At 70.4% G+C, this 22,916-nt stretch carries 17 protein-coding genes; 7 read left to right on the forward strand and 10 right to left on the reverse strand.

Features of this window, described 5'->3' with window-relative positions:
* The first annotated feature begins 2 nt into the window (after positions 1-2).
* A complete protein-coding gene (locus FRANCCI3_RS14060; protein ID WP_308726804.1) occupies positions 3-2,387 on the forward strand; it encodes a cytochrome c oxidase assembly protein in 2,385 nt (794 codons plus the stop codon).
* Positions 2,388-2,409: 22 nt separating this feature from the next.
* Here the strand turns inward: FRANCCI3_RS14060 and FRANCCI3_RS14065 are convergent, their stop codons facing one another.
* The 6 genes from FRANCCI3_RS14065 to FRANCCI3_RS14090 form a co-directional block, all read right to left on the reverse strand.
* The gene (locus FRANCCI3_RS14065) at positions 2,410-5,121 is read right to left on the reverse strand and encodes an HAD-IC family P-type ATPase (RefSeq protein WP_011437184.1); all 2,712 of its coding nucleotides are present in this window, start codon (positions 5,119-5,121) and stop codon (positions 2,410-2,412) included.
* A gap of 205 nt (positions 5,122-5,326) precedes the next feature.
* Entirely contained in the window at positions 5,327-6,205 is an 879-nt protein-coding gene (locus tag FRANCCI3_RS14070) for an undecaprenyl-diphosphate phosphatase (RefSeq protein ID WP_011437185.1), read from the reverse strand.
* 777 nt (positions 6,206-6,982) lie between these two features.
* Positions 6,983-7,237, reverse strand: a complete 255-nt coding sequence (locus FRANCCI3_RS29115) for a helix-turn-helix domain-containing protein (protein ID WP_083503453.1) — start codon at positions 7,235-7,237, stop codon at positions 6,983-6,985.
* On the reverse strand, positions 7,234-8,517 hold the full coding sequence (locus tag FRANCCI3_RS14080; protein ID WP_049760812.1) for an ISAs1 family transposase: 1,284 nt from the start codon (positions 8,515-8,517) through the stop codon (positions 7,234-7,236). The genes FRANCCI3_RS29115 and FRANCCI3_RS14080 overlap by 4 nt, the downstream gene beginning before the upstream one ends.
* A 326-nt stretch (positions 8,518-8,843) precedes the next feature.
* A complete protein-coding gene (locus tag FRANCCI3_RS24705) occupies positions 8,844-9,668 on the reverse strand; it encodes a hypothetical protein (protein ID WP_011437187.1) in 825 nt (274 codons plus the stop codon).
* Positions 9,669-9,912: 244 nt separating this feature from the next.
* A complete protein-coding gene (locus FRANCCI3_RS14090) occupies positions 9,913-10,401 on the reverse strand; it encodes a 2,4'-dihydroxyacetophenone dioxygenase family protein (protein ID WP_011437188.1) in 489 nt (162 codons plus the stop codon).
* Positions 10,402-10,640: 239 nt separating this feature from the next.
* On the opposite strand from FRANCCI3_RS14090, the gene FRANCCI3_RS14095 reads away from it, so the two are divergent.
* Both FRANCCI3_RS14095 and FRANCCI3_RS14100 read left to right on the forward strand, forming a co-directional pair.
* Positions 10,641-11,786, forward strand: a complete 1,146-nt coding sequence (locus FRANCCI3_RS14095; protein ID WP_035731897.1) for a PucR family transcriptional regulator — start codon at positions 10,641-10,643, stop codon at positions 11,784-11,786.
* Positions 11,787-11,956: 170 nt separating this feature from the next.
* Positions 11,957-13,243 carry an MFS transporter gene (locus tag FRANCCI3_RS14100; protein ID WP_035941473.1) on the forward strand — a complete coding sequence of 429 codons (1,287 nt, stop codon included), beginning with the start codon at positions 11,957-11,959 and terminating at the stop codon, positions 13,241-13,243.
* Between the two features lie 181 nt (positions 13,244-13,424).
* Here FRANCCI3_RS14100 and FRANCCI3_RS14105 read toward each other — a convergent pair whose 3' ends face one another.
* Together FRANCCI3_RS14105 and FRANCCI3_RS14110 are read right to left on the reverse strand one after the other, a co-directional pair.
* Positions 13,425-14,366 carry an HpcH/HpaI aldolase/citrate lyase family protein gene (locus FRANCCI3_RS14105; RefSeq protein ID WP_011437191.1) on the reverse strand — a complete coding sequence of 314 codons (942 nt, stop codon included), beginning with the start codon at positions 14,364-14,366 and terminating at the stop codon, positions 13,425-13,427.
* A complete protein-coding gene (locus tag FRANCCI3_RS14110; RefSeq protein WP_011437192.1) occupies positions 14,363-15,430 on the reverse strand; it encodes an HpcH/HpaI aldolase/citrate lyase family protein in 1,068 nt (355 codons plus the stop codon). The genes FRANCCI3_RS14105 and FRANCCI3_RS14110 overlap by 4 nt, the downstream gene beginning before the upstream one ends.
* 410 nt (positions 15,431-15,840) lie before the next feature.
* Here FRANCCI3_RS14110 and FRANCCI3_RS28180 point away from each other — a divergent pair, with 410 nt between their 5' ends.
* The gene (locus FRANCCI3_RS28180) at positions 15,841-15,984 is read left to right on the forward strand and encodes a hypothetical protein (RefSeq protein WP_160172385.1); all 144 of its coding nucleotides are present in this window, start codon (positions 15,841-15,843) and stop codon (positions 15,982-15,984) included.
* Between the two features lie 193 nt (positions 15,985-16,177).
* Entirely contained in the window at positions 16,178-17,380 is a 1,203-nt protein-coding gene (locus FRANCCI3_RS14115; protein WP_011437194.1) for a PLP-dependent aminotransferase family protein, read from the forward strand.
* Between the two features lie 102 nt (positions 17,381-17,482).
* Here the strand turns inward: FRANCCI3_RS14115 and FRANCCI3_RS14120 are convergent, their stop codons facing one another.
* Positions 17,483-18,199 (reverse strand): SRPBCC family protein, encoded by a 717-nt coding sequence (locus FRANCCI3_RS14120; protein WP_011437195.1) that lies wholly within the window; start codon positions 18,197-18,199, stop codon positions 17,483-17,485.
* A gap of 2 nt (positions 18,200-18,201) precedes the next feature.
* Positions 18,202-18,951, reverse strand: coding sequence for an ArsR/SmtB family transcription factor (locus FRANCCI3_RS14125; RefSeq protein ID WP_011437196.1), 750 nt, complete (start codon positions 18,949-18,951; stop codon positions 18,202-18,204).
* Positions 18,952-19,245: 294 nt separating this feature from the next.
* Here FRANCCI3_RS14125 and FRANCCI3_RS14130 point away from each other — a divergent pair, with 294 nt between their 5' ends.
* Positions 19,246-20,292 carry a siderophore-interacting protein gene (locus tag FRANCCI3_RS14130; RefSeq protein ID WP_011437197.1) on the forward strand — a complete coding sequence of 349 codons (1,047 nt, stop codon included), beginning with the start codon at positions 19,246-19,248 and terminating at the stop codon, positions 20,290-20,292.
* A gap of 358 nt (positions 20,293-20,650) precedes the next feature.
* Positions 20,651-22,903 carry a serine/threonine-protein kinase gene (locus FRANCCI3_RS14135; RefSeq protein ID WP_023840755.1) on the forward strand — a complete coding sequence of 751 codons (2,253 nt, stop codon included), beginning with the start codon at positions 20,651-20,653 and terminating at the stop codon, positions 22,901-22,903.
* Positions 22,904-22,916: the final 13 nt, after the last annotated feature.

Here is a 22,916-nt window from a genome sequence, read left to right on the forward strand (position 1 = left end):
CCATGGACACCCCCGCCGCCAGGAAAAACCCCGCCATAACGAACAACCCCACCACGCCCGCAGACCCCACCACGCCCACGGCTCCGGCCGCTCCTCCGCATGCCGCCGCTCTCACCAGGACCATCCCCGCCAGCCGCTCCCCCTCGGCTGGCGGACGGACGGCGGCGGTCGGACGGATGGCGCCCGTCGCCGTCGCGGCCGGATGCGTGGCACTGGCCCTGGTCGTCGGTTTCGGGCCAGGCCCCCTGCGGCTGCCCGGTCTGCCTTCGTCCGGCACGCTCACCTACTGGGCACTGCCGTTCGCCCATCTGGTCGGCAGGATCGCCGCCGTGGGGACGATCGGGTGGCTTCTCACGGCCGCCGTCCTTCTTCCGGCGAAACACGGTGCGGCCGGCAACGGGTCCCGGGTGGGCATCCTGTCGCCCACGGCCCGGCGGTGCGGCCGGTACGCGGCGAACGCCGCGGCTCTGTGGATGCTGGCCACCCTCGTGGAGCTGCTGTTCACCCTGTCCGAGATCTCCGCGCGCCCGGCCGGCGACGTCCTGGATGTCTCCTCGCTGCGCTCCTTCGTCTCCACCACCTCCCAGGGCCGGGCGCTACTCGTCGTGGCGGCCCTGGCTGCCGTCATCGCGGTGATCGGCCGTACAGTCACGACGACGACCGCGACCGGGGCCCTGCTCGCTGTCGCGGTCGCCGGCATCGTGCCGCCGATCCTGGTTGGCCACGCCGCTACGTCCGGCGATCATGCGATCGCCGTGGTGGCCCTCGGCGTGCACGTATTGGCGGCCACGGCATGGGTGGGTGGTCTACTCGGCCTGCTCACCGCGGTGCGGCTGCCGGCGAGCTTGTTCGGCCCGGCGCTGCGCCGGTACAGCCGGTTCGCGGCCGGGGCGGCGGCCGTCACGGCAATCAGCGGGATCGCCGGTGCGGCCCTGCGGCTCGGCGGCTTCACCCCGTTGTGGGACACCCGCTACGGCCTGCTGGTCCTGCTCAAGGCCGCGGGCCTGCTGGCCGCCGTCACGCTCGGTGGTCTGGTGCGCCGCCGGGTCGTCGCCGGGCTCACGGTGACGACGCCCACCGACCAGACCGGCACCACCGACCAGACCGGCACCACCGACCAGACCGGCACCACCGACCAGACCGGCACCGACAGGACTACCGCGGTCGCTCGTTTCCTGCGCATCGCCGGCGTGGAGCTCACCGTTCTCACGGCCACGGTCGGGTTGGCCGTCGGACTGTCACGCACGGCGCCGCCGGTGAACGACGCACTCGTTCCCGACGATCCGACCCAGACGCTGCTCGGATACCCGATGCCCCCACCGGTCACCGCCGCGCGGCTCGCCACCGACTGGCACATCGACTGGGTCTTCCTCGCCGGCGCGGTCACCGCCGCCCTGCTCTACCTCGCCGGCCTACGCCGGCTACGGGCACGCGGCGCCCACTGGCCGCTTGGGCGCACCATTGCCTGGCTCGCCGGCTTGCTCGTCGTCGTGGTCGCCACGTCAAGCGGACTCGGGCTGTACGGGCCGGTCCTGCTCAGCGTGCACATGAGCCAGCACATGCTGCTCAGCATGCTGGCCCCGCTCCCGCTGGTGCTCGGCGCGCCGGTGACTCTGGCGCTGCGGGCGATGCGGCCCGCGACGGCTCCGCACCGCACCGGACCACGCGAATGGCTGCTGAGGACGCTGCGGTCCTGGCCGGTACGCATCCTGACCCATCCGCTGCTCGTGACGGCGAACTTTGCCGGCAGCCTCTACGTGCTCTACCTCAGCTCGCTGCTGTCGACTCTCATGCACAACCATCTCGGCCACCTGTACATGAACGTGCACTTCCTGGCGGTCGGCGTGCTGTTCTTCGAGCTGCTGATCGGGACCGACCCGCTCCCCCGCCGGCTGCCGCATCCCGGCCGCGTCCTGATGCTGCTGGCGGTCGTCCCGTTCCACGCCTTCCTCGGCCTGACCATCATGAGCACGTCGGCCCTGCTCGGCTCGGGCTGGTACGACCGCCTGGTCCGGCCCTGGGGCGTCTCACCGCTCAGCGACCAGCGGACCGCCGGGGGCATCGCCTGGTCGTTCGGCGAGATTCCCACCTTCGTCGTGCTGATCGTGCTGGCCATCCAGTGGTCCCGGCTGGACGAGCGGCAGGCGCGGACCCGGGAGCGGCGCATCGCCGCCGCTGGTGACGTCGACGCCGAACTCGACGCGTACAACGCCTACCTCGCCCAGCTCGCCGCCGGCCCAGCCCGGCGCACGCCGTCCGCGGCCACCACCACCTCGACAGCCACCACCACCTCGACAGCCACCACCACCTCGACAGCCACCACCTCACGCACGACCTCGCCCACCCCCGGAGACGAGACCAACGCTGAGGCCGAAACCTCCGGATAAGCAGGCCGGGGAGAAACCCCGGCTACGGCGTCGGCCGCGGGCCGTCGGGACCGGATGCCGCGGCCCTCCCGCCCGGACGGACGACCGCCCCCGGACGGACGACCGCCGCGGACCGCGGGCCGTCGGCAGGCGCACCCTCGGCACGCACCGCGGGCAGGGTCCGCACGTTGCTCTGCGGAACCGACGGGCGGCGCGCCGTTTCCAGGTCCACCCGCGCGGCCACCGCCGTCAGTTGACGGCGGGTGATCACCCACACGAGTTCGAGCAGGACCGCCGCCGCCACGGCGATGCCGACCGCCGTCCACGGCCCGGTCGTCCCCACCAGGGAGAGCTGGAAGAACTCCTGGCCGGAGGGGATAGCCAGGACCAGCGCGAACGCGACCGCCATGGTCAGCACGAGCGCGATGCGCCACCAGGTGTACGGACGGGCGACGATCGCCAGTGCCCACAGCGCGACTCCGAACAGCGTCAGCGTCGCCATCGAGGTTTCGGCCTCCAGGTCATGACCATAGAAATGCGACCGGGCCAGCAGGTAGGACGTCATCGTCGCCGCGGCGGCGAGCAACCCGGTGGGAAGGGCGAAGCGCAGCACCCGACCGACGAAGTCCGGCTGCGCCCGCTCGGTGTTCGGTGCCAGCGCCAGGAAGAACGACGGGATGCCGATCGTCAGCGACCCGACAAGCGTGAGATGCCGAGGGAGGAACGGGTACGGCACCTGCGTGATCACAACCACGATCGCGAGCAGGACCGAGTAGACGGTCTTGGTCAGAAACAGGTTCGCGACCCGTTCGATGTTGCCGATGACCCTCCGTCCCTCGGAGACCACAGACGGCAACGTCGCGAAGCTGTTATTCAGCAGCACGATCTGGGCGACCGCGCGGGTCGCCTGACTGCCGGATCCCATCGACACGCCGATGTCGGCGTCCTTGAGCGCCAGGACGTCGTTGACGCCGTCGCCGGTCATCGCGACGATGTGCCCCCGCGACTGCAACGCCGCGACCATCTCCCGCTTCTGCTGCGGGCTGACCCGCCCGAAGATCGAGTGGCTCTCCAGGGCGTCGGCGAGCGCGGCCCGGTCGGTCGGCAGCGTGCGGGCGTCAACGGGATCGTCGGCGCCGGGCAGCCCCAGCGTGCGGGCGACCGCGCCGACCGACAGCGCGTTGTCCCCCGAGAGAATCTTGGCGGCGACGTTCTGCTCGGCGAAGTACCGCAGGGTATCCGGGGCATCCGCCCGCAGCCGCTGGGCGATGACCACGAGCGCCACCGGGACGACGCCGGCCGGCACCGTCGCCGGGTCCGCCAGCGCGTCCGCCAGCGACGCGCCGAACCGGGCGAGCAGCAGCACCCGCAGGCCCTGCGCCCCGTACTCGTCCACGGTGGCGAGCACCCGGTCACCGGCCGCCAGCAGCACGTCGGGCGCGCCGAGCAGCCAGGTGCCCTCGGTCCCGCCCACGGCGGCGAGGGTCGCGCCGCTCCACTTGCGCGCCGAGGAGAACGGCGCGTCCGCCCGCACCTGCCAGCCCGGCGGGGCGGGATAGGCATCGATGATCGCCTGCATGCTCGGATTCGGCCGGCTGTCGGCCGCGCCGAGGGCGCCGAGCACGCTCGGCACGAGGGTGCCCGGCGCTGCGGCCACGCCTGCCCCAACGGCGGCGCCGGTGCCCGGCTCGACGATCCGCAGCTCCACGACGTCCATCGCAGCCTCGGTGAGGGTGCCGGTCTTGTCCAGACAGACGACGTCGACGCGGGCCAGCCCCTCGATCGCGGGCAGTTCCTGCACCAGGCACTGCCGCCGGCCCAGCCGTACCACGCCGACCGCGAAGGCGACCGACGTAAGCAACACCAAGCCCTCCGGCACCATCGGCACGAGTCCGGCGACCATCCGGCGGATGGCCTCGGGCAGGTCGTCGTCGTTAACGACCACCTGGCTGACGATCAGCGCGATGCCGGCCGGAATAATCATCCAGGTGACGACCCTCAGAATGGTGCTGATGCCGCCCCGCAGCTCGGAGCGCACCAGGGTGAACCGGCTCGCCTCCTCGGCGAGCCGGGCCGCGTAGGCTTCGCGGCCAACCCGGGTCGCCCGGAACGCCCCCGACCCCGCGACGACGAAGCTGCCCGACATGACGATGTCACCGGGCTGCTTGTGCACCGGATCCGCCTCGCCGGTGAGCAGCGACTCGTCGACCTCCAGGTGATCGGCCGTCAGGACCAGACCATCGACGGGAATCTTGTCGCCGGCGCCGAGCTCAATCACGTCGTCCAGCACGATCTCGGCGGCGGGGAGCTCGCGGGTGACACCGTCACGCCGCACGACGGGCCGGGACTCCCCCACCACGGCGAGCCGGTCCAGGGTGCGCTTCGCCCGCAGCTCCTGGAACAGGCCGACCAGGGTGTTCACGATGATCACGCCGCCGAACAGGGCGTCCTGGAATGGACCGACGATGGCGACGAAGACCAGTAGAACACCGATGATCGCGTTGATCCGGGTGAGGACGTTCGCACGGATGATGTCGCGCAGCGAGCGACTGGAGCGGACCGGCACGTCGTTGACGCGGCCGTCCGCGAGGCGTTCGGCGACCTCGGCGGCGGTCAACCCAGCGGCGGATCGACCGATCGCGATGGGTCCGGACCCGGCCCCGGCGGCGGACGCGGAATCGCTGGGAGGCGCCGGGTTCCGGTCGTCGAGCCGTCCCGGAGACAGCCGCGCTCCCGCGGCCCCTCGCCGAACCATGGTGTCCCTCCACGCTCCGTCGCGGCCGCTGCCGGAGGCTTGGCAGCGGAATCGTTATCGGTTTCCCGACCGACCTCGGGCGGGTCTCGGACTCGTTTGGATATGTCCCGTAGATGCCTCCACCGTCTGCACACGCGGACCGCCGACCCTCACCGTAGTTGACGGCCGTAGGCGCGTGGGTCGCGCCTGGGGGCTCCCCGCCCGTTCAGCCCGGGGGGGCACCGGCGTCGGGGCTGAGGGCACCCCCGACCAGCAGGGAGAACAGCAGCAGCCCCAGCCCCACGCGATACAGCACGAAGGGCGCGAAACTGCGCGTCGAGATGTACCGCAGGAACCATGCGATCGCGGCGTAGCCGGTGACGAACGCCACGAATGTGGCGAGGATCGTCGGGCCCCAGGCGACGTCGGCATCCTTCCCACCGATGGAACGCAGCTCGAAGACCCCGGACGCCAGCACCGCCGGCATCGCCAGCAGGAAGGAGTACCGGGCCGCAGCCTCGCGAGTATAGCCGAGAAGCAGGCCCCCGCTGATCGTCGCACCGGACCGGGAGACGCCGGGGATCAGCGCGGCAGACTGAGCGAGACCATAGAGGAGCCCGTCACGCACCGACAAGTCCTCAAGCACCTTGCGCGGGCGGAGCGGCGAATGACGACCCTGCGGCCGCCCCTTCGAGGCGTACCAGTCCGCGCCGCCCAGGATCAGGCCGAGCACGATCAGCGTCGTGGCAATCAGCCGCAGGTCGCGGAACGGACCCTCGATGGCGTCCTGCAGCGTCACCCCGAGCAGGCCGATCGGAAGGGTGCCGAGGATGACCAGCCAGCCCGTCCGGGCGTCGGGGTCCTTACGCATCTCCCGGCGGGTGAGCGAGCGCGCCCACGCCGCCACGATGCGGGCGATGTCCCTGCGGAAGTAGATCAGCACGGCGGTCTCGGTGCCGATCTGGGTCACGGCGGTGAACGCGGCGCCCGGGTCCTCCCAGCCGGCGAGCGCGGCAGCGATGCGCAGGTGGGCGCTGGACGAGACCGGGAGAAACTCGGTGAGCCCCTGAACGAGACCGAGGACCGTTCCCTCGAAGAAGTTCATCGACGCGCCGACCTGGCCCACGAGCCAGACGAGTCCGGTTCATCCGGTCCATCCGGTCCGTTCAGCCCGTCCGGCGAGGCCGCCGGGTCCGGAGGCCACGCCGAACGACGATTGGTCTGCCGGCTCCGCGCCCGGCCTGTTCGCGTCATCCACGCATACCCGACCACGGCTTCACCGTAGCGAAGGGTGAAATGCGGGCGGATGCTGGGTGACGGCGTCCCCGCCTTCTCCGATCCTCCGACCTGGTCCGATCGACCTGGTCCGATCGACCTGGTCCGATCGGGGTTCGGCCGGATCGGGCCGAGTCCACCCCGCAGCAGGCCCCCACATGGGCTGACCTGGCGGTTCGTCGGACAGTCACGGACCGCGACAAACGAGCGGGTTCACGCTCTGGCCATACAACCGAACGGAATCGCTCACTTTCTGTTCATCTGCGACCCGCACCGTGTCACCCGGAAGTACAGACCGCCCGCCTCGTGGCGGTCTGGCGCGCCCCGACCAGGGTCGGGGCGCGACACGGTACGCCTGGGAGGTTACACGATGAGTCACCTGCTCGCGAATGTGATCATTGAAGTGGTCGGAACGGCCGTGATCCTGCTTCTGACCGGTCTGGTGCGACGCTGGCTGGGCCAACCGGCCGCTCGCCCCGCCTGATCCGACCCAACCCGACCTGATCCAAACCGACCCAACCCGACCTGATCCGACCCGACCTGCCCCGCCGCCGGTCCGGCCCGTCCTGGACATCCGGGACCAGTGCCGGCCGGACGGACGACACGATCAGTCATGCGGCCTGGAGGTCCGGGACGCGGTTCTGGAGGGCTGCGTACCACCGTCCGGATTGTCCCGAAAATCGGGATCTCCCACGTGGGCGAACGGTAAGGCGACCGAATCACGGTAACAAGTCGGCGTCGCACCATACAGCCGTTTGAATTCTCGACAGAAGTGACTCGTGTCCGCAAAACCCCAACGGCTGGCGATCGCCTGAATGGAGCATGATCCCTCGATCAGGTCCAGGGTGACCCGCAAAGTCATTGATGCAGGTCAGCGGGGTTGTCGAGAGTGAGGATGGCCAGGAGCAGGGCGTTGTCGTGTCGGATTCTGCGGATGGTCGGGGCGATGCGGTTATGGCCAGCGAGGCGAATCAGCCCGATGATCAGGTTACGGAGTGTGGTCATGATGCGGGGCAGTGGGCCGGTCCGAACCCGCGAGGCATCCTCACGGAACGTCACATCGCGCACCCAGTGGACCTTGTTCTCGATCGTCCAATGCCCTCGGGCGTAGCCCGCGAGATCAGCGGGTGTGACCGCGTCGAGGGTGAGGCTCGTCAGGACGTGGACCGTGACAGTGCTCGGGATCGTCCGGGTGACCCGGGCCCGGCCCGTGCCGGTGGTCACGGTCCGCCGGACATGACGGCGGATCCGCGCCACGGTGCGGGCATGGGGATAGCGGGCACGGATCGCCTCGCTGGCCTGGGCCAGCTGGATGGTGCGTCGTTCGAACCGTCCATGGGCCCTGCCCTCGGCGCTGTGCCCGATCGGGATCTTCGTCCAGTCGGTCGCCTGGTGGCAGTCGACCGACAACGCCGGGGTGTTCGCCTTCACCGTGAACACGAAGTGCGCTCCCAGCTCGGTGACGATCAGGTCGGCGTGGGCGCGGGTCGTGTGCAACGCATCAGCGGTCACCACCACCCCATCCAGCGGATCATGGGAATGCAGTTCGCGGAGCAGCGGTGCGAACGCGGTGACCTCGTTCGTCTTCGCGCCGACCTCATGCTCGGCGAGCACCACACCCGTGCCGTGTTCGGCGACCGCGAGCAGGTGCGGTGCCCGCCCCTCAGGCCCAGCCGCGCCACGCAGGGTCTTCCCGTCGACCGCGACCACCCGCCGCCCACCACCACGGGCCTGGCGGGCGCGGGCCGCGGCGAACATCCCGACCGCCCTCGCCAGCGCCGAGCTGTCCACCGCGGACAGGACCCGGATCATCGTGTCCACCGACGGTGCCTGCGGCTGCCCGGTCACCGGATGGACCCGCGCCCCGAGAGCGGTCAGGACCTGCGTCGGGGCGTGCGCAGCCCAGGCCGCGATCTCCTCCACCGACTTCTCCCCCGCGGCGACCGCTGCGGCGGACAGTCCCAGGATCACCGGGAGCCGGTGACGTATCCCTCGCGGGTCCCGCGGGTCAGGCACCCCGGCGAGTACGTCGGCGAGCCCCTGCACCTCACCGCCGTGCGCCCCCAGGACCCGCAGCGACCGCCGCATCCGGACCAGCTGCCCCGACCCGGCCTGTCCGAGATCGGTGGGAGTGACGGGCATGCGAGACTGGACCGGCAACGGGGCTCCCTACGGCTGGTGATCTAGGCAATCCCCGTCCTACCGGGACCCCGTTGCCTCACCGCAGCCACCCTCACCGTGGTGGCCCGCCGTTGTTCCCCCGGACCCCACGGCCCCACCGCCCCACCCACCCCACCGGCTGTCACAGAACGTCATCGGTGGCGTTTCCGCCGGCGCCGGAACCCACCCTCACACGCGCTACTCACAGCGACGAAACAGCAGCCGGGCCCGGATCCTCACACCACCACCGGCCCCAGCCCCCCGCACCCCGTCTCACACCGTCTACCTGCACAAACAGACTTTGCGGGTCACCCTGCGATCAGGTCCCGGCGGGCTCGTGCGAGTCGCTGGGAGCGGACGACGGCGCTGTAGCTGTTTCCTGTCGCGGCGAAGCTGCGCTGCAGCGTGCGGACAGACACACACTGCGCAGCGGCCGCCGCGGCGGCGCTGACGTCGCGGTGGCCAAGGTTTCGAGCTATCCAGCGTTCCACTGCGAGCCGCAGCGCTTCCCCAGTGATCGCACTCGTGAACGTGGCCTCGGGGCGCACCGCCGCGGCCACCAGCTCCAATGCCGCGTTGCGGGCCGCCGTTATGGTGGGGGCGGGAACCTCGTGCGGGAGGCCGGCAAGTGATGCGACATAGCTGCGCAACAACCTAATCGCGGGAGCGTTCACATCCACCACGAGGTCGGCTTCCAACCACGGGCTCTCCAAGACCTCTTCCAGCGCCACTCTCGGGATTACCAGGGTAATTTTGCGGAAGTGCTCGACAACTTCGAACCGCACCTTTTGCATGCTGTTCCAGATGACGAAGCTTCCTGGAGTGACAACAATCTTCTTGTCCTCGATGGCAAGCCGTTCAGTCCCAGCGGTAGCGAAGAATATCGCGATATTGTCCTCGCTGGTCCGGCTGATCAGATTTCGACTACGTTCACCCCTGCACGGATCACATGCGATATCCAGCAGCGCGATGTCATCGAACCAGCGACGCTCAATCGAGGCACGGTAGGGTAATCGCCCTGGAGGAACATCAGTGTGGAATGGCGTCACCGCGCTGCCCAGGATCTCCTCCCAGCGTCCAGGACGGTCGCGATGGGGTACATCGACGAGGTCGTACGTCTCGTAGATTCGCATGATGGCCTCCTACCGGGAACCTGGGCCGCCGCGCCCGCAAGCATAAGCAGTGGGAAGACGTGGGGGAAGCCCAGGTAAGTCGCGATAGCGGAATCCACGCTCGTGGTGTACGAATAGCGACCGGCTGGCGACTCGTCGAAGGCGAGGGTCGCACAAGGCTCACCAGGGTGGCCAGGGTGGCCGGTGGGACTCGCAAGGCTTACTGGTGGGACCAGCGTGATCACCGGCCCCACCAACCGACTGGCTACGAGAGGGCGAAGCTGGTCAGGTCAACCGGTATGATCCCGTGCTTCCTGCAGTACTCGTTGTATCGTTCGGCGAACGTATGGGCCTGCTCGATGCCTATGATCTCGTCGCTTGGGCCGAGGAAAGCAATAGCTCCTTCAACCGAGATGAACACCTCGATGCCCTCGTCAGGCTCCACAATGAACGTGTGCCTGCTGTTGGCGACCTCGTACACGAAGTCACCCGGCCCCGACACCCAGGCGTGCTCCGCGTACCGCCATTTCCCTCGAACGGTGTAGACAAGCACGCGGCCATAATGGTCGTGCACACCCAGCGAAGCTCCCCCCGGCGCCCGCAGAAGCATTTGCGTCTCGCTCTTGATCAGATCCACATGAAGGATCTTTAATTCCACCTCGTTCGTGTAAGGCGTGAACGGAACCCAGGGAAGATCATCGACTCCCGTGTACGTTGGAGCGAAATGTTGGAGGGGATTGACCAGTGTCGTCATCTGCATCTCCTCGGGTGGCTGTCGTCGATCCCTGCCTTCGGAATCGTCTGGATCCGGCGGGGAACAGCCGGCTAGGCGAGCGGTAGGGTTTGATTCTGGACCCACCAAAAGATCCGAGATAGAACAGCGGTGACAGATCCCTGAACATACGCGACAAGCGCGGGTGCCACGCGCGCCATTGGGGCGCGGACCGGGGTGCCGATGACACCGCCGGGCAGGATAATCCCCTGATGATGCGGATGTCCGACGACCGTGTGCGAGAACTCACCGCTGCGCTGGAACACGACGAGGGACTGGTGGATCCCACGATCAAGCGTGTCCGGCGCGAGATCCCGGCCTATGAGGTGGTCCCGACCGAGGCGCTGGTGACGAGCATCCACCGCAACGTCGTGCTGGCGTGCCGCACCCTGCGGGCGGGCGTCGTGCCGCCGAGCTCGGAGATCTGGCAGGCCGAGCGCACAACGCTGGAACGGCTCCGGCAGGGCGTGCCGATCGAGGACATCATGGGCGGCTTCCGCATCTGCATAGCGAGTATCCAGGACCGGCTGGTGGATCGCGCCCAGGAGTTCGGGGTCGACCACCCCGAGTCGCTCACTCTCACCTCGCTGCTGTGGAAGCTGAGTGACGTGTTCTCCGCTCGTGCGGCGAGCGCCTACCGTGAGTACGGCCTGTCGCATGCGGTGGCGGACCGAAGGCGCAGGGACGAATGGCTCGCCGGGCTGCTCGCCGGCACCCTGTCTCCGACGCAGATTGAGCAGGGGTGCATCCGCTACCACGTGCGGCGCGACACACGCCTGCGGGCGGTGTGCACTGCCACCCTGTCGGAAGCGGAGCTGGACCAGGCCCTCAACCTGATCAACCAGGGGTGCCGGCGCAGCAACATGGTCCTGCTCCTGGTGCCCTCCCAAGGCCGGCTCGTGGGGATCGTGTCGGGGCCGCCACCCGCGGTCCCGGGGCTGCTGGTCGCCGCCGGGCCCGAGGGGCCGCTGGGCCGGGTCGCGGCGTCCTTCTCGGTGGCCAACGACGTATTGGCCGCGGCCCGACTGCGCCACGACGAGGGCGTGCACACCCTCGAGAGCCTCGGCTGGCGGGTGGCCGTGCCGCGTGCGGCGGACGTGACCGCACTGATGCGGGCCCGCTACCTCCAGCCGCTCCGGGACACCGGTGCGTTCGGGGAGGAAGTCGTCGAGTCGCTCCGCTGCTACCTGGCCAATGGCCGTAACATCCCGCGGACCGCCGAGGCGCTGCATGTACACGTCAACACGCTGCGCTACCGACTAGCCCGGTTCGAGGAGCTGACCGGGCGGTCCCTGGACGACACCGACACCCTGGTGGAACTGTCCTGGGCCTTCCATGCGGAGACGGCAGCCCCGCCGGTTTCGTAGCCGCGTACGAAGCGAAGGGCGCCGCGTTGGCATCCCGCCCGTAGCCTTCGATGTGTCGCACGCCACATCCTGTTGGAAATTCGTACCCGTTACCGGGCCCATCAGAGCTCGACGTTCCGAGCTGGTGGTCTCGGCCCCGCCCAACAGGGGAGCAACCCATGACCGCTTCGATGACAGCAACAACCGGCCTCCGGGAGCGGACCAACCACTATCGGCAGCTCCTGGCCGCCTCCGTCGGCAACGCCGTCGAATGGTTCGACTGGTACATCTACTCGATGCTTGCGGTGTACTTCTCCACGCAGTTCTTCCCGGCCAGCCCGGGAGGCAGCCTGGTGCCGCTGATGTCGACCTTAGCGATCTTCGCCGTCGGATTCTTCGCCCGCCCGGTCGGAGCGCTGATCCTCGGGATTCTCGCCGACCGGATCGGCCGCCGCAGGACGCTCAGCACCACGATTATGGGCATGGGCCTGGGCAGTCTCATCATCGGGCTTGCCCCCACCTACAAGCAGGTCGGGGTCGCCGCCCCGGCACTGCTCCTGCTGGCCCGGCTGATCCAGGGTGCCTCCGCGGGGGGCGAGTATGCCGCGGGAAGCGCGTTTCTCATCGAGTCCGCGCCGGCTGGCCGTCGGGGACTGTACTCGAGCTTCTTCTACATCAGTGCGACCTCGGCCAACCTGGCGGCGATCGGGATCAGCGCCTTACTCGCCAGCACGCTGGACTCGCAGAACATGACCAGCTGGGGCTGGAGGATCCCCTTCCTGCTCGGCTCGGTCGCGGCCATGGTCGGCATGTGGATCCGGACGCACGCCAAGGAGACCCTCACCCAGACGGCGGACGAGCCGGCCGGTGCCCGTCGTGCCGACATGTTCGAGTTCCTCCGCCGGCACCCCAGGGAATCCCTCCAGGTGTTCGGGCTGACCGCGGCCCCGGCCCTGGTGTTCTATGTATGGACCGCCTATCTGCCGACGTACGCGAACATCACGGTGGGCTCCAACCTCAAGCACGGCCTGCTCTCCGGTGTCGTCGCGCTGACCATCTTCCTCGCCCTGCAGCCGGTCTTCGGAGCGATCTCGGACCGCGTCGGCAGGCGGCCGATGCTGCTCATCTTCGGCACCTTCTTCGTGGTCGGCACGGTTCCGATGCTGGCCCTACTGGACGGCTCGACCACCAGACTGCTCCTGGTTCAGATCATGGGGCTGGTGTTCCTCGCCTGCTGGTCGTGCATCTCGAGCGCGGTGGTCGCCGAGCTGTTCCCGGCGCGCCTGCGCAGCTCCGGTATCGGGTTCCCCTATGCGCTCTCCGTCGCCCTCTTCGGCGGCACCGGCCCCTACGTCGCCACCTACCTCGTGGACATCGGCCACGCCGCCTCCTTCGGCTGGTACGTCACCGCCGTCGCCCTGGTCAGCACCGTGGTCTTCAGCCGGCTCCCCGAGACCGCGCACCGGCCCCTGCACTGACCGACAGGAGACATCGCCCGCGAGTCCGAGCGTCCGAGCGTCCGAGCGTCCGAGCGTCCGGATCACGCTGGCAGGGAACGGTGGTGGCTTCCACCGCGGTGGCTTCCACCGCGGTGGAGGGGCTGTCGCATCCCTACAGCCGTCGAAGCGGCCAGAACGGTCACCGCCAGAACGGTCACCGTCAGGAGGCCGCCTGGCCGTCGGCCAGACCCGCGATGGCCGCGCTGACGGCGAGAATCCGGCGCGCGTTGTCGACGTGCAGGTTCTCGATCAGCCGGCCGTCGACGGTCGCCACTCCGCGGCCCTCGCGTAGCGCCTCCTCCCAGACCCGCACGATCTCCGCGGCCTGCGCGACCTGGGCCTCAGTGGGTGAGAACGTGCGGTTACACGTCTCGATCTGGTTGGGGTGGATAAGCGTCTTACCGTCGAAGCCCATCTCGCGGCCCTGGCGGCATTCCGCCGCGAAGCCGTCGGCGTCGCGGATGTCGTTGTAGACACCGTCGAGGATCACGGTTCCACTCGCGCGCGCGGCCAGCAGACACAGCCCCAGGCCGGTCAGCAGCGGGGCGCGGCCGGGCACGAATTCGGCACGCAGCTCGTTGGCCAGGTCGTTGGTGCCCATCACGAGGACGGTGAGCCGCGGCGACGCCTGGGCGATCTCCTGGGCGCGCAGGATGGCACCAGGTGTCTCCACCATCGCCCATATCATGGTGCGGTCCGGCGCGCCGGCCGCTTCGAGCCCTTTTTCGATCGCGTGGACGTCCGACGGCGACTCGACCTTCGGCACCACGACGGCGTCCGGGCCCACCCGTCCCGCGGCGCGCAGGTCGTCGGCATGCCAGGAGCTGCCGCGGGCGTTGACGCGAACCGTGACCTCCCGGTGGCCGTAGGCGGCATCGGCCACCGCCGCGCAGACCTGCTCCCGGGCGCGCTCCTTGGCGACGGGCGCCACCGCGTCCTCGAGGTCCAGGATGAGCGCGTCGGCCGGCAGATTCCTGGCCTTCTCCATGGCGCGCTCGTTGGCCCCGGGCATGTAGAGGACGGAACGCCGCGGACGGTACGCGGCGGGTGGGCGGCCCGCGGACGGGGAACCCGGGGAACCCGCGGCCGCGGTGCCGGTCATCGTGCCTCCGGCGCGGGTAGTCCGTAGGCCGCCGCGAGCTGCGCGTCCCGGGCGGCGAGGCGAGTGGCGAGAGTGAGGATGACCCGGCACTGCTTCACCGAGGCGTCGTCCTGCATCGTACCGTCCACCATCACGGCACCCGTTCCGTCGCCCATGGCCGCGACGACGCGCTTTGCCCACTCGACATCCGCGGGCTCGGGGCTGAAGACCTTCTTCGCGATGTCGATCTGAACGGGATGCAGTGACCACGCCCCGACACACCCGAGCAGGAACGCGTTGCGGAACTGGTCCTCGCAGGCGAGGACGTCGGCGATGTCACCGAACGGCCCGTAGTACGGCATGATCCCGTTCGCCGCGCAGGCGTCTACCATCCGGGCGAGCGTGTAGTGCCAGGGATCCTGCTGGAACGTGGCTCGGACAGCCGCCGGGTCGTCCGGCCGCGGATCCTGGCGTACCAGGTAGCCGGGGTGCCCACCGCCGACACGGGTTGTCTTCATCCGCCGGTCCGCCGCCAGGTCCGCCGGGCCGAGGGACAGACCCTGCATGCGGGGACTTGCCGCGCAGATCTCCTCGACGTTCGCGACCCCTCGCGCGGTCTCCAGAATCGCGTGGACAAGCACCGGCCGGGACAGGCCGGCCTTCGCCTCCAACTGGGCGAGGAGGCGGTCCACATAGTGGATGTCCTCCGCCCCCTGGACCTTGGGCACCATCACCACGTCGAGATTCTCGCCGATGGCGGGCACGAGCGTGAGCAGGTCGTCGAGCCCCCAGGGTGAGTCGAGGCTGTTCAGGCGGATCCAGAACTGCGTCTCACCGAAGTCCGCGCCGTCGACGATCTTTATCAGGTTCTCCCTGGCAACGATCTTGTTGTCCGCTCGGACCCCGTCCTCGAGGTTCCCGAGCAGCACGTCGACCCGGGGGATGATCTGCGGCAGCTTCGCCGCCATCTTCTCGTTGCTCGGGTCGAAGAAGTGAATCATCCGGGACGGCCGCCACGGGATCTCGCGAGGCGGGGGTGGCGCCCCCACGGCGAGGGGAGCGAAGAAATCCTTGGCGCTGCGCATGTGAAATCTCCCGGGAAGGAACCCTGGCCGGTGCCGGGTGACCGGCTCCCGGCGACCAGCGCGACACTCAGCGTCGACGACGCCCGACTCCGCCGGACTGTATCAGTTTGATGTCCGACACGCTCCCCTGATCATCTCCCGCCCGATCGCGACCGTCGAGGTCATGGTCCAGTCGGCAGGCATTCTCTGCGATCCGGGCGCTCTATTTCTGTTCCATGAGTTCCGCATAAACCACTGCGACAGGAGAATTCCCCGTCGCCATTCCGTCCAGGTCCGCAGTCTGGCTTTCTCCGTGCGGACGTCTTACCCACACCGTCGGCGTTCGGTGCCTGTTCACGAGCAGCCCCCTCAACCAGCCTCCCCTCAACCAGCCCGATCGGAGACATCGTCTGCGCCCGATACGAAGGGGCATGATGACCTCTGCCATCCCCGGTCCGGCCCGGGCGTCGGCGTTCGCGCTGTTCTCGTCGTCCGCGGGTGCCGGGCTGGCCGGCGGCCCGTCCTCGCCGGTGTCCTGCTCGACCACTTCTGGTGGGACTCGATATTCCTGGTGAACGTGCTGCTCGGCCTGCTCGGAGTCGCGGGCGGCCACGTAAACCGGCGCCGATGGCTATGATCGCCAGAAAGTCCAGGATGCGGGAAGCACAGTCCACAGGCTGGAACGCCGCTGTACGGCCGTCCCGGCGGTTGGCGGCGAGTGGTCGTGTACGTCGGGGAGAACCCGGAGAAGGAGTTCGAGGAGCCGCCATGACCAACGCCGCTCCACCCGCCGCTGCGGTGCCCGGTCTCGCCGCCCGAGCCGGCGCCGTGCGCACCTCGCCAGTGCGGGAGATCCTCGCGCTGACCGCCCACCCGGAGGTGATCTCCTTCGCCGGCGGTCTACCCGCTCCCGAGCTCTTCGACGCCGACGGAATCCGGCGCGCCTACGACCGGGTGCTCACCGAGGAGCCGCGGCGCGTGCTGCAGTACTCCGCCACGGAGGGCGACCCGGACCTGCGCCAGACGGTCGCGGAACGCCTGGCGCGCCGCGGCCTGCCCACCCGAGCGGACGACCTGCTGATCACGACGGGCTCGCAGCAGGCCCTGACGCTGCTGTCGGCGACGCTCGTGGAGCCGGGTGACGCGGTCCTCGTGGAGGATCCGACCTATCTGGCTGCCCTGCAGTGCCTCGGCCTCGCGGGTGCCCGGGTGGTGCCCGTCCCCACCGACGAGCACGGGATCCTCCCCGACCGGTTGGCGGAGACGGTGGCCCGCGAGCGTCCCAGACTGCTCTACCTGGTGCCGACCTTCCAGAACCCCACCGGTCGGACGCTGTCCGCGGCGCGCCGCGCGGCCGTCGCCCGGGTGGCCGCGGAGCAGGGCCTGTGGATCGTCGAGGACGACCCCTACGGTGAGCTGCGCTTCCAGGGCACGCGGGAGCCGTGGATCGCGTCGTTCGCCGACGCCGCCGACCGCACCGTCCTGCTCGGCAGCTTCTCCAAGATCATAGCCCCAGGGATGCGACTGGGCTGGCTGCGGGCCCCGGCCATGCTGCGGCGGGCCTGCGTGATCGCCAAGCAGGCCGCGGACCTGCACACCTCCACGGTCGATCAGGCCGCCGCCGCCCGGTATCTGGCCGACGCCGACCCCGACCTGCACATTGCTCGGATGTGCGCCGCCTACCGCGAACGCCGCGACGCGCTCCTCGACGGGCTCGCCTGGGCGCTGCCGCCCGGGAGCAGCTGGAACCGGCCCGAGGGCGGCATGTTCGTCTGGGCCCGCCTCCCCGATGGTCACGACGCCACCGCCCTGCTGCCCGGCGTGGTGGAGCACGACGTGGCCTACGTTCCCGGTGCTCCTTTTTTCGCGGGGCCGCCGGACCCCGCGACGCTGCGCCTGTCCTTCACCACGCACCCGCCGGTGGAGATCACGAAGGGGTTGACGCGGCTGGCACGGGCGTTCGGAGTATGACCGTCATCCCTGACCGGGTGCCGGTGCCGGCCCGACACGAGTCGGCGGAGATCGACGAAACGGCGGGGACCGACGAAACGATAGAGACCGCCGCAAAGGCGCTTAGGCGAACACGTCCTGTAGCCAGTCGGTCCAGGCCTGGGTGGTCTTCGCCTGGTCGGCGCCGGGGGCGAACAGGTGCAGGGCGATGCCGATCGGGGCGCCGAAGGCGTTGCGGCCGAAGAAGCGGTACAGCCCGTCGCCGGTCCGCAGGCCGAGGAAGTGGGGATGCAGGTAGTCGACCACGGCGTCCAGCGGGTCGATGCCCGGGAGGGTGACGCGCACCGCGTCGCCCTGGCCGACCTCGTCGGCGACGCCGAGCTCGCGGCGCAGCCGGACGAACGCGTCCGGCGCGGTCGAGGACGCCGGCGCGTCGGCCGCGACGTAGGTCACCGGCCGGCGACTGAAGTACCGCAGGTACTGGCCGAGCGTGTGCAGGTAGAAGTCGGTGTGCTGGCTGGCGCCGTCGTACTGGTTCTCCCAGTCGTCGACGAAGATCCCGCTGTGGACGTAGCGGAAGGAGGTCGTGCCGCCGTCCCGGCCCTCGATCACATGTTCCAGCTGGTTGAACCAGCCATCCGCACCCTCCACCCGGGTGACGAGGTGGTGCGGCGGATCCCAGACGGTGACCGTGCCCCCGAAGGGCGCGGCGCCACCCTGGCGGGGCTCGAACTCCATCGGCCACAGCCATCCGCCGTTACCGGTGGTCACGGCGTCCCAGTACTCCTCCGGGGAGGTGGGCAGCACGCCCTCGCGGCGGATCTCGAACCCACGGGACATCTCTAGTTCTCCTTGGTTGCGGTGGGGCCATCGGTTCCGGTGGGACCGGCTGCGCTGGTAAGGCCGGCTGCGCTGGTGGGACCGTCGATGCCAGTGGGACCGGCGGTGCCGAGGCCGAGGATGCCCTCTCCCGCCTCGGATCCCGCATTGGACCCGACAGCCACCCGCTCGGGCCGCGTGACGCTCGGGTGCAGGGCGACGACGAAACGGTGGGAGCGCCCGCCCGCAGCGGTGGTGTCGTGGTACCTGCCGACGAGGGCGGCAACCGTCTCCCCGAGCTCCGCGGCGAACGCGGCGCGGTCCGCGGCGGAGGCGAACCGGATCTCGCTGTCGATCGCGAACGTCGCCAGCCGCTGCCGGGCGGCGGTGGCACCGGTGAGGAGGTCGCCGATCTCCCGCACCAGCCGGGCACCGAGCGCGAGCAGCCATCGGGCAGAGCGCTGATCCGGCGACCGGCCGGGATCCGGGGCGACCGCCGGCAACGCGGTCGGCGAGATCACATAGGAGGCCGCCGTCGCCCGTAATACGCGCTCGGTGCAGTTGCCCCTTCTGCGTTCCTCGACGAGTTCGACCAGCCCGTGACGCTCCAGGGCCCGCAGGTGGTAATTGACCCGCTGACGTGACAGCCCCACGGGAGTGGCCAGGGTGCTGGCCGAACCCGGCTCCGCGAGCGCGGCCAGCAACCTCGCCCGGACCGGGTCGAGCGCGGCCCCCGCGGCGGCCGGGTCATCGATCACTGCGACCTCCAACATGCGCCTCATCGTCCTGCCGAAAATTTTCCTTGTCAAGGAGGACAATCATGTCGGAGCAGATCCGGAGCAGATCCGGAGCAGATCCGGAGCAGGCCCGAAGCAGGCCCGAAGCAGGTACGGAACGACCGTCGCGCCCCTCCGCGAGTCATCGCCCGAATGGCGGGGCGTAGGTTCGTCCTGAAATGCCACCCGGGCTCGCGGAGGTCGGGACAGCCCCGTCTCGGGCCTGAAGCCCGTCCGTGCGGGCCAGGACCAGTCCAGCCCGCGGTCACGAGAGACAGGACGCAAGAACCGATGTCGACCTTCGGGCCGGACTCCTCCGTACCATCCACGCCACCATCCACGCCCCACCCGACCGGACTACCGGACGGGCGCGACGGCCGCCCGTCGACGTCGGCGGAAAACCGGCCCGCGCCGCGGCGCGCCCGGCCGGCCCCGCGCCGGCTGCGGGTCGTCCGCGTCACCCCGCTCACCGGGGACATGGTGACGGTGACGCTCGGTGGGCCGGCGCTGGCCGGATTCGCGCTGCCCCGGGCCGCGCAGCACGTGAAGATCTTCCTGCCGGCCGACGGGCAGACCGAACCGACCGTTCCGAGCTGGGGGCCGGACGGACGACCCGTCTTCCCGGCGGGTACGCCCCGCCCGATCGTGCGGACCTACACCCCGCGCCGGTTCGACGCTGAGGCCCTCGAACTGGACATCGAGATGCTCCTGCACGGCGAGGGTCCGGCCGGGCGGTGGGCGGGTACCGCTCGGCCCGGTGACCATCTCGCCATCGCCGGACCGGGGGGTGGATACGAGGTGCGGACGTCGGCCGCGCATCACCTGCTCGCCGCCGACGAGACCGGCCTGCCCGCGCTGGCGACGGTGCTGGAACGGCTGCCCGCTCGGGTACCGGTGACCGTGGTGGCGGAGGTTCGCGACGCCGGCCGCCGACGGGCTCTCCCGGTCACCCCCGCGACGACCGTCACCTGGCTGCACCGTGACGGCGGGGTTCCCGGCACGCTGCTGGCCGAGGCCGTCGAGGCCGTACCCCTGCCCGCCGGCACCGCGGCCTGGGTGGCCTGCGAGGCCACGGCGGTACGCCGGATCCGCCGTCACCTGCTCGCCGCGGGGCTGGACCGCGCCGACCTGTCGACCCGCGGCTACTGGCGGCTGGGTGCGGCGGACCATCCCGATCATGACTACGGGGAGGGCGAGGCGGCGGATGTCACCCGTGGCGGCGAGGGACGGATCGATCGGCTGCGCCGCACCCTCGGGCCGCTGAAGCAGCGTGCCGAAACCACCGCGCGCGGCCTCGGGGCGACCGTGAAGGCCCGCGCCGTCGAGCGCCGGCGGTGACCGGGTCGGCACCGGCTTCGACCACCCGATCCTCGACCACCCGATCGTGGGCGCGGCATTTCGGTGGGACGCGTCCCAGGGCCCTCGCCCGCCAAACTCGCTCTCCAAACAACCCGTAGCCGATGCAACCGGGCTCCGTCACGGCGGACAACCCGACCGCATGGCAGGCTGGTCGCGTACCAGCGCACACCGCCCGACCACGGGGATCCACCGCGCCACGGCATTCCGACAAGCCGTCGCACGGACAAGGCGACGAACGGACCGGACGACGGCGGCTCGGGGACGACCCGTCGGGGAATGACGGCACGGTGGCGGGTGGACCCGGTACGCGAATGGTGCCCGTTGGCGAAGAGGGGCCATGACGGAGGACAGCGCGAGACCCGTTGCCGGGCCTCCCATCGTCGGGGAATCCGGGTCGGTGAATCTGCCGGCTCCCCGGGTGACCGCGCTACCCCGGCGGTTCCCGGCGCCCGGCGCCCACCGTGATCCGCTCCGGCTCCCACACCTGGTCGGCCCGCCCCCCGGTTCGACCCCGCCCCTCCTGGACGCGCCCAGCGTTCCCACGGGCCTTCGGGAGTGCGCCGGGTGCGGCGCGCCCGTGGCCCGGCCGGGCCACGACGAGCAGGACGAGCAGGACGAGAGCGTCGCCCTGGAAGGCAGCTGCGCGGGATGCGGCCACCGCTACTCGTTCACCGTCAAGCTGCGACCGGGCGAACGGGTCGGCCGCTACACCGTGCACGGCGTCATCGCGCACGGTGGGCTCGGCTGGGTGTATGCCGCGACCGACGACAACCTCGGCGGCGACGGCGTGCGGGCCTGGGTGGTGCTCAAGGGCCTGCTCGACGCGGCGAACCCGGAGGCGCGTCGGATCGCCGAGGGAGAGCGGCGCATTCTGACCACGGTGTCCCATCCGGGCATCGTCAAGATCCTCGACTATGTCACCCACCATGGCGAGGACTACATCGTCATGGAGTACGTGCCGGGGGTGTCCCTGGCCGGCCTGGCCGAGGTCGGGGTGGCGGGACCGGACGGGCGGTCGGCTCCGCCGTCGGCCGCCGACGTGATCCGCTACCTGCTGCGGGTGCTTCCGGCCCTCGGGCATCTGCATCGCCTCGGGCTGGTCTACTGCGACCTGAAACCGGAAAACGTGATGGTCACCGCCGAGGACGTCAAACTGATCGACCTCGGCGGGGCGCGCCGGCTCGACGACCGCGTGTCGGGATACCTGTCCACGCCCGGCTACCGGGCCCCCGAACTCGACGACGACGGGGAACGCCCGGCGGGCATCGCGCGCACCGCGCCCACGGTCACCACCGACATCTTCGCCGTCGCCCGGACCCTGGCCCGTCTCGTCCTCGGCCGGTTCCCGGGCTTCCTCGGCGCCTACCGGCACGCCCTGCCGCCGCGCCGGGCCCATGCCCCGTTGCGGGACTTCGAATCCCTGGACCGGCTCCTGCGCCGAGCCACCGCGACCGATCCCGACCAGCGCTTCCAGAGCACCACGGAGCTCGCCGACGAACTGGTGGGGGTGCTCTACGAGATCGTGGCCAGAACGGAGGGGCCGGTCCCCCCGTTGGCCAGCCGGTGGTTCGACGCCGTCGGGCACCCCACCGGGGAGGCGGGGCCCGCCGGGACCCCCGCATGGTGGGAGGTCCTCCCCGATCTGCGGATCGACCAGGACGATCCATGGGCGCCCGGACTGACCGCCGGTTCGGACGAGGAACCGGCCTCCCTGGCCACCCGGCTGGCGGCGATCGTCCCGAGGACCACCGAGGTGCGGCTGTCCCTGGCCCGCGCCCAGATCCGGGCCGGGCAGCTCCATGAGGCGGCGGGCACCCTGGACGACGCGGCCGTGGAGCAGCCGCGGGAATGGCGGGTCGACTGGTACCGGGGCCTACATGCCCTCGTCGGAGGACGACCGGCCGTGGCCGCCGCGGCGTTCGACCGGGTCTACTCCCGGGTCCCCGGGGAGCTCGCTCCGCGCCTCGCCCTCGCGACCGCACTCGCGGACGTGGCGACCACCGCGGACACCGCGGACACCGCGGACACCGCGGACACCGCGCCTGAACGTGACGCGGCCCGGCACCGGGCCGCGGCCCTGTTCGACGTCGTCTCCACCATCGATCCGAGCACGACCAGCGCGGCGTTCGGGCTGGCCCGATGCCGGACCGATCCGACTGACAAGATCGACGCTTATCTACGGGTCCCTCCGTCGTCCGCCGCCTACACCGCGTCGCGGATCCGCATGATCGGGGTGCTCGTCGGCCTGGCCGCCCGACCAGACCGCGCGGCCTCGGGATCGGCGGCCCTGCATCGGGCGGCGACGATACTGGCCGATCCAAGGCTCGACCTGGGCGAACGACGCCGGGCCGAACTGCACCGTGACCTGTTCACCGCCGCCTTGGCCCTCGTCATGACCTACCCGGCCGCCTACCCGGCCGCGGATGCGCCCCGGCCACCGACCCTGCTCAGTCGGGTCATGGTGGAACGGGACCTCCGCTTCGGGCTGGCCGAGACCTACCGGGAGATGGCCCGGTTGGCCGGTGACCGGGCGAGCCGGGTCCGCCTCGTCGACCAGGCGAACCGCATCCGGCCCCGCACGCTGCTCTGACGGTGGCTTCCTT

This window comes from Frankia casuarinae, assembly GCF_000013345.1.
Classification (GTDB): Bacteria; Actinomycetota; Actinomycetes; order Frankiales; family Frankiaceae; genus Frankia; species Frankia casuarinae.

Bases quoted from the DNA above. Each gene is read 5' to 3' on its own strand.
- FRANCCI3_RS14060 (WP_308726804.1), top strand. From the start codon at position 3: ATGGACACCCCCGCCGCCAGGAAAAACCCCGCCATAACGAACAACCCC.
- FRANCCI3_RS14065 (WP_011437184.1), bottom strand. From the start codon at position 5,121: ATGGTTCGGCGAGGGGCCGCGGGAGCGCGGCTGTCTCCGGGACGGCTC.
- FRANCCI3_RS14070 (WP_011437185.1), bottom strand. From the start codon at position 6,205: ATGAACTTCTTCGAGGGAACGGTCCTCGGTCTCGTTCAGGGGCTCACC.
- FRANCCI3_RS29115 (WP_083503453.1), bottom strand. From the start codon at position 7,237: ATGACTTTGCGGGTCACCCTGGACCTGATCGAGGGATCATGCTCCATT.
- FRANCCI3_RS14080 (WP_049760812.1), bottom strand. From the start codon at position 8,517: ATGCCCGTCACTCCCACCGATCTCGGACAGGCCGGGTCGGGGCAGCTG.
- FRANCCI3_RS24705 (WP_011437187.1), bottom strand. From the start codon at position 9,668: ATGCGAATCTACGAGACGTACGACCTCGTCGATGTACCCCATCGCGAC.
- FRANCCI3_RS14090 (WP_011437188.1), bottom strand. From the start codon at position 10,401: ATGACGACACTGGTCAATCCCCTCCAACATTTCGCTCCAACGTACACG.
- FRANCCI3_RS14095 (WP_035731897.1), top strand. From the start codon at position 10,641: ATGTCCGACGACCGTGTGCGAGAACTCACCGCTGCGCTGGAACACGAC.
- FRANCCI3_RS14100 (WP_035941473.1), top strand. From the start codon at position 11,957: ATGACAGCAACAACCGGCCTCCGGGAGCGGACCAACCACTATCGGCAG.
- FRANCCI3_RS14105 (WP_011437191.1), bottom strand. From the start codon at position 14,366: ATGACCGGCACCGCGGCCGCGGGTTCCCCGGGTTCCCCGTCCGCGGGC.
- FRANCCI3_RS14110 (WP_011437192.1), bottom strand. From the start codon at position 15,430: ATGCGCAGCGCCAAGGATTTCTTCGCTCCCCTCGCCGTGGGGGCGCCA.
- FRANCCI3_RS28180 (WP_160172385.1), top strand. From the start codon at position 15,841: ATGATGACCTCTGCCATCCCCGGTCCGGCCCGGGCGTCGGCGTTCGCG.
- FRANCCI3_RS14115 (WP_011437194.1), top strand. From the start codon at position 16,178: ATGACCAACGCCGCTCCACCCGCCGCTGCGGTGCCCGGTCTCGCCGCC.
- FRANCCI3_RS14120 (WP_011437195.1), bottom strand. From the start codon at position 18,199: ATGTCCCGTGGGTTCGAGATCCGCCGCGAGGGCGTGCTGCCCACCTCC.
- FRANCCI3_RS14125 (WP_011437196.1), bottom strand. From the start codon at position 18,951: ATGTTGGAGGTCGCAGTGATCGATGACCCGGCCGCCGCGGGGGCCGCG.
- FRANCCI3_RS14130 (WP_011437197.1), top strand. From the start codon at position 19,246: ATGTCGACCTTCGGGCCGGACTCCTCCGTACCATCCACGCCACCATCC.
- FRANCCI3_RS14135 (WP_023840755.1), top strand. From the start codon at position 20,651: ATGACGGAGGACAGCGCGAGACCCGTTGCCGGGCCTCCCATCGTCGGG.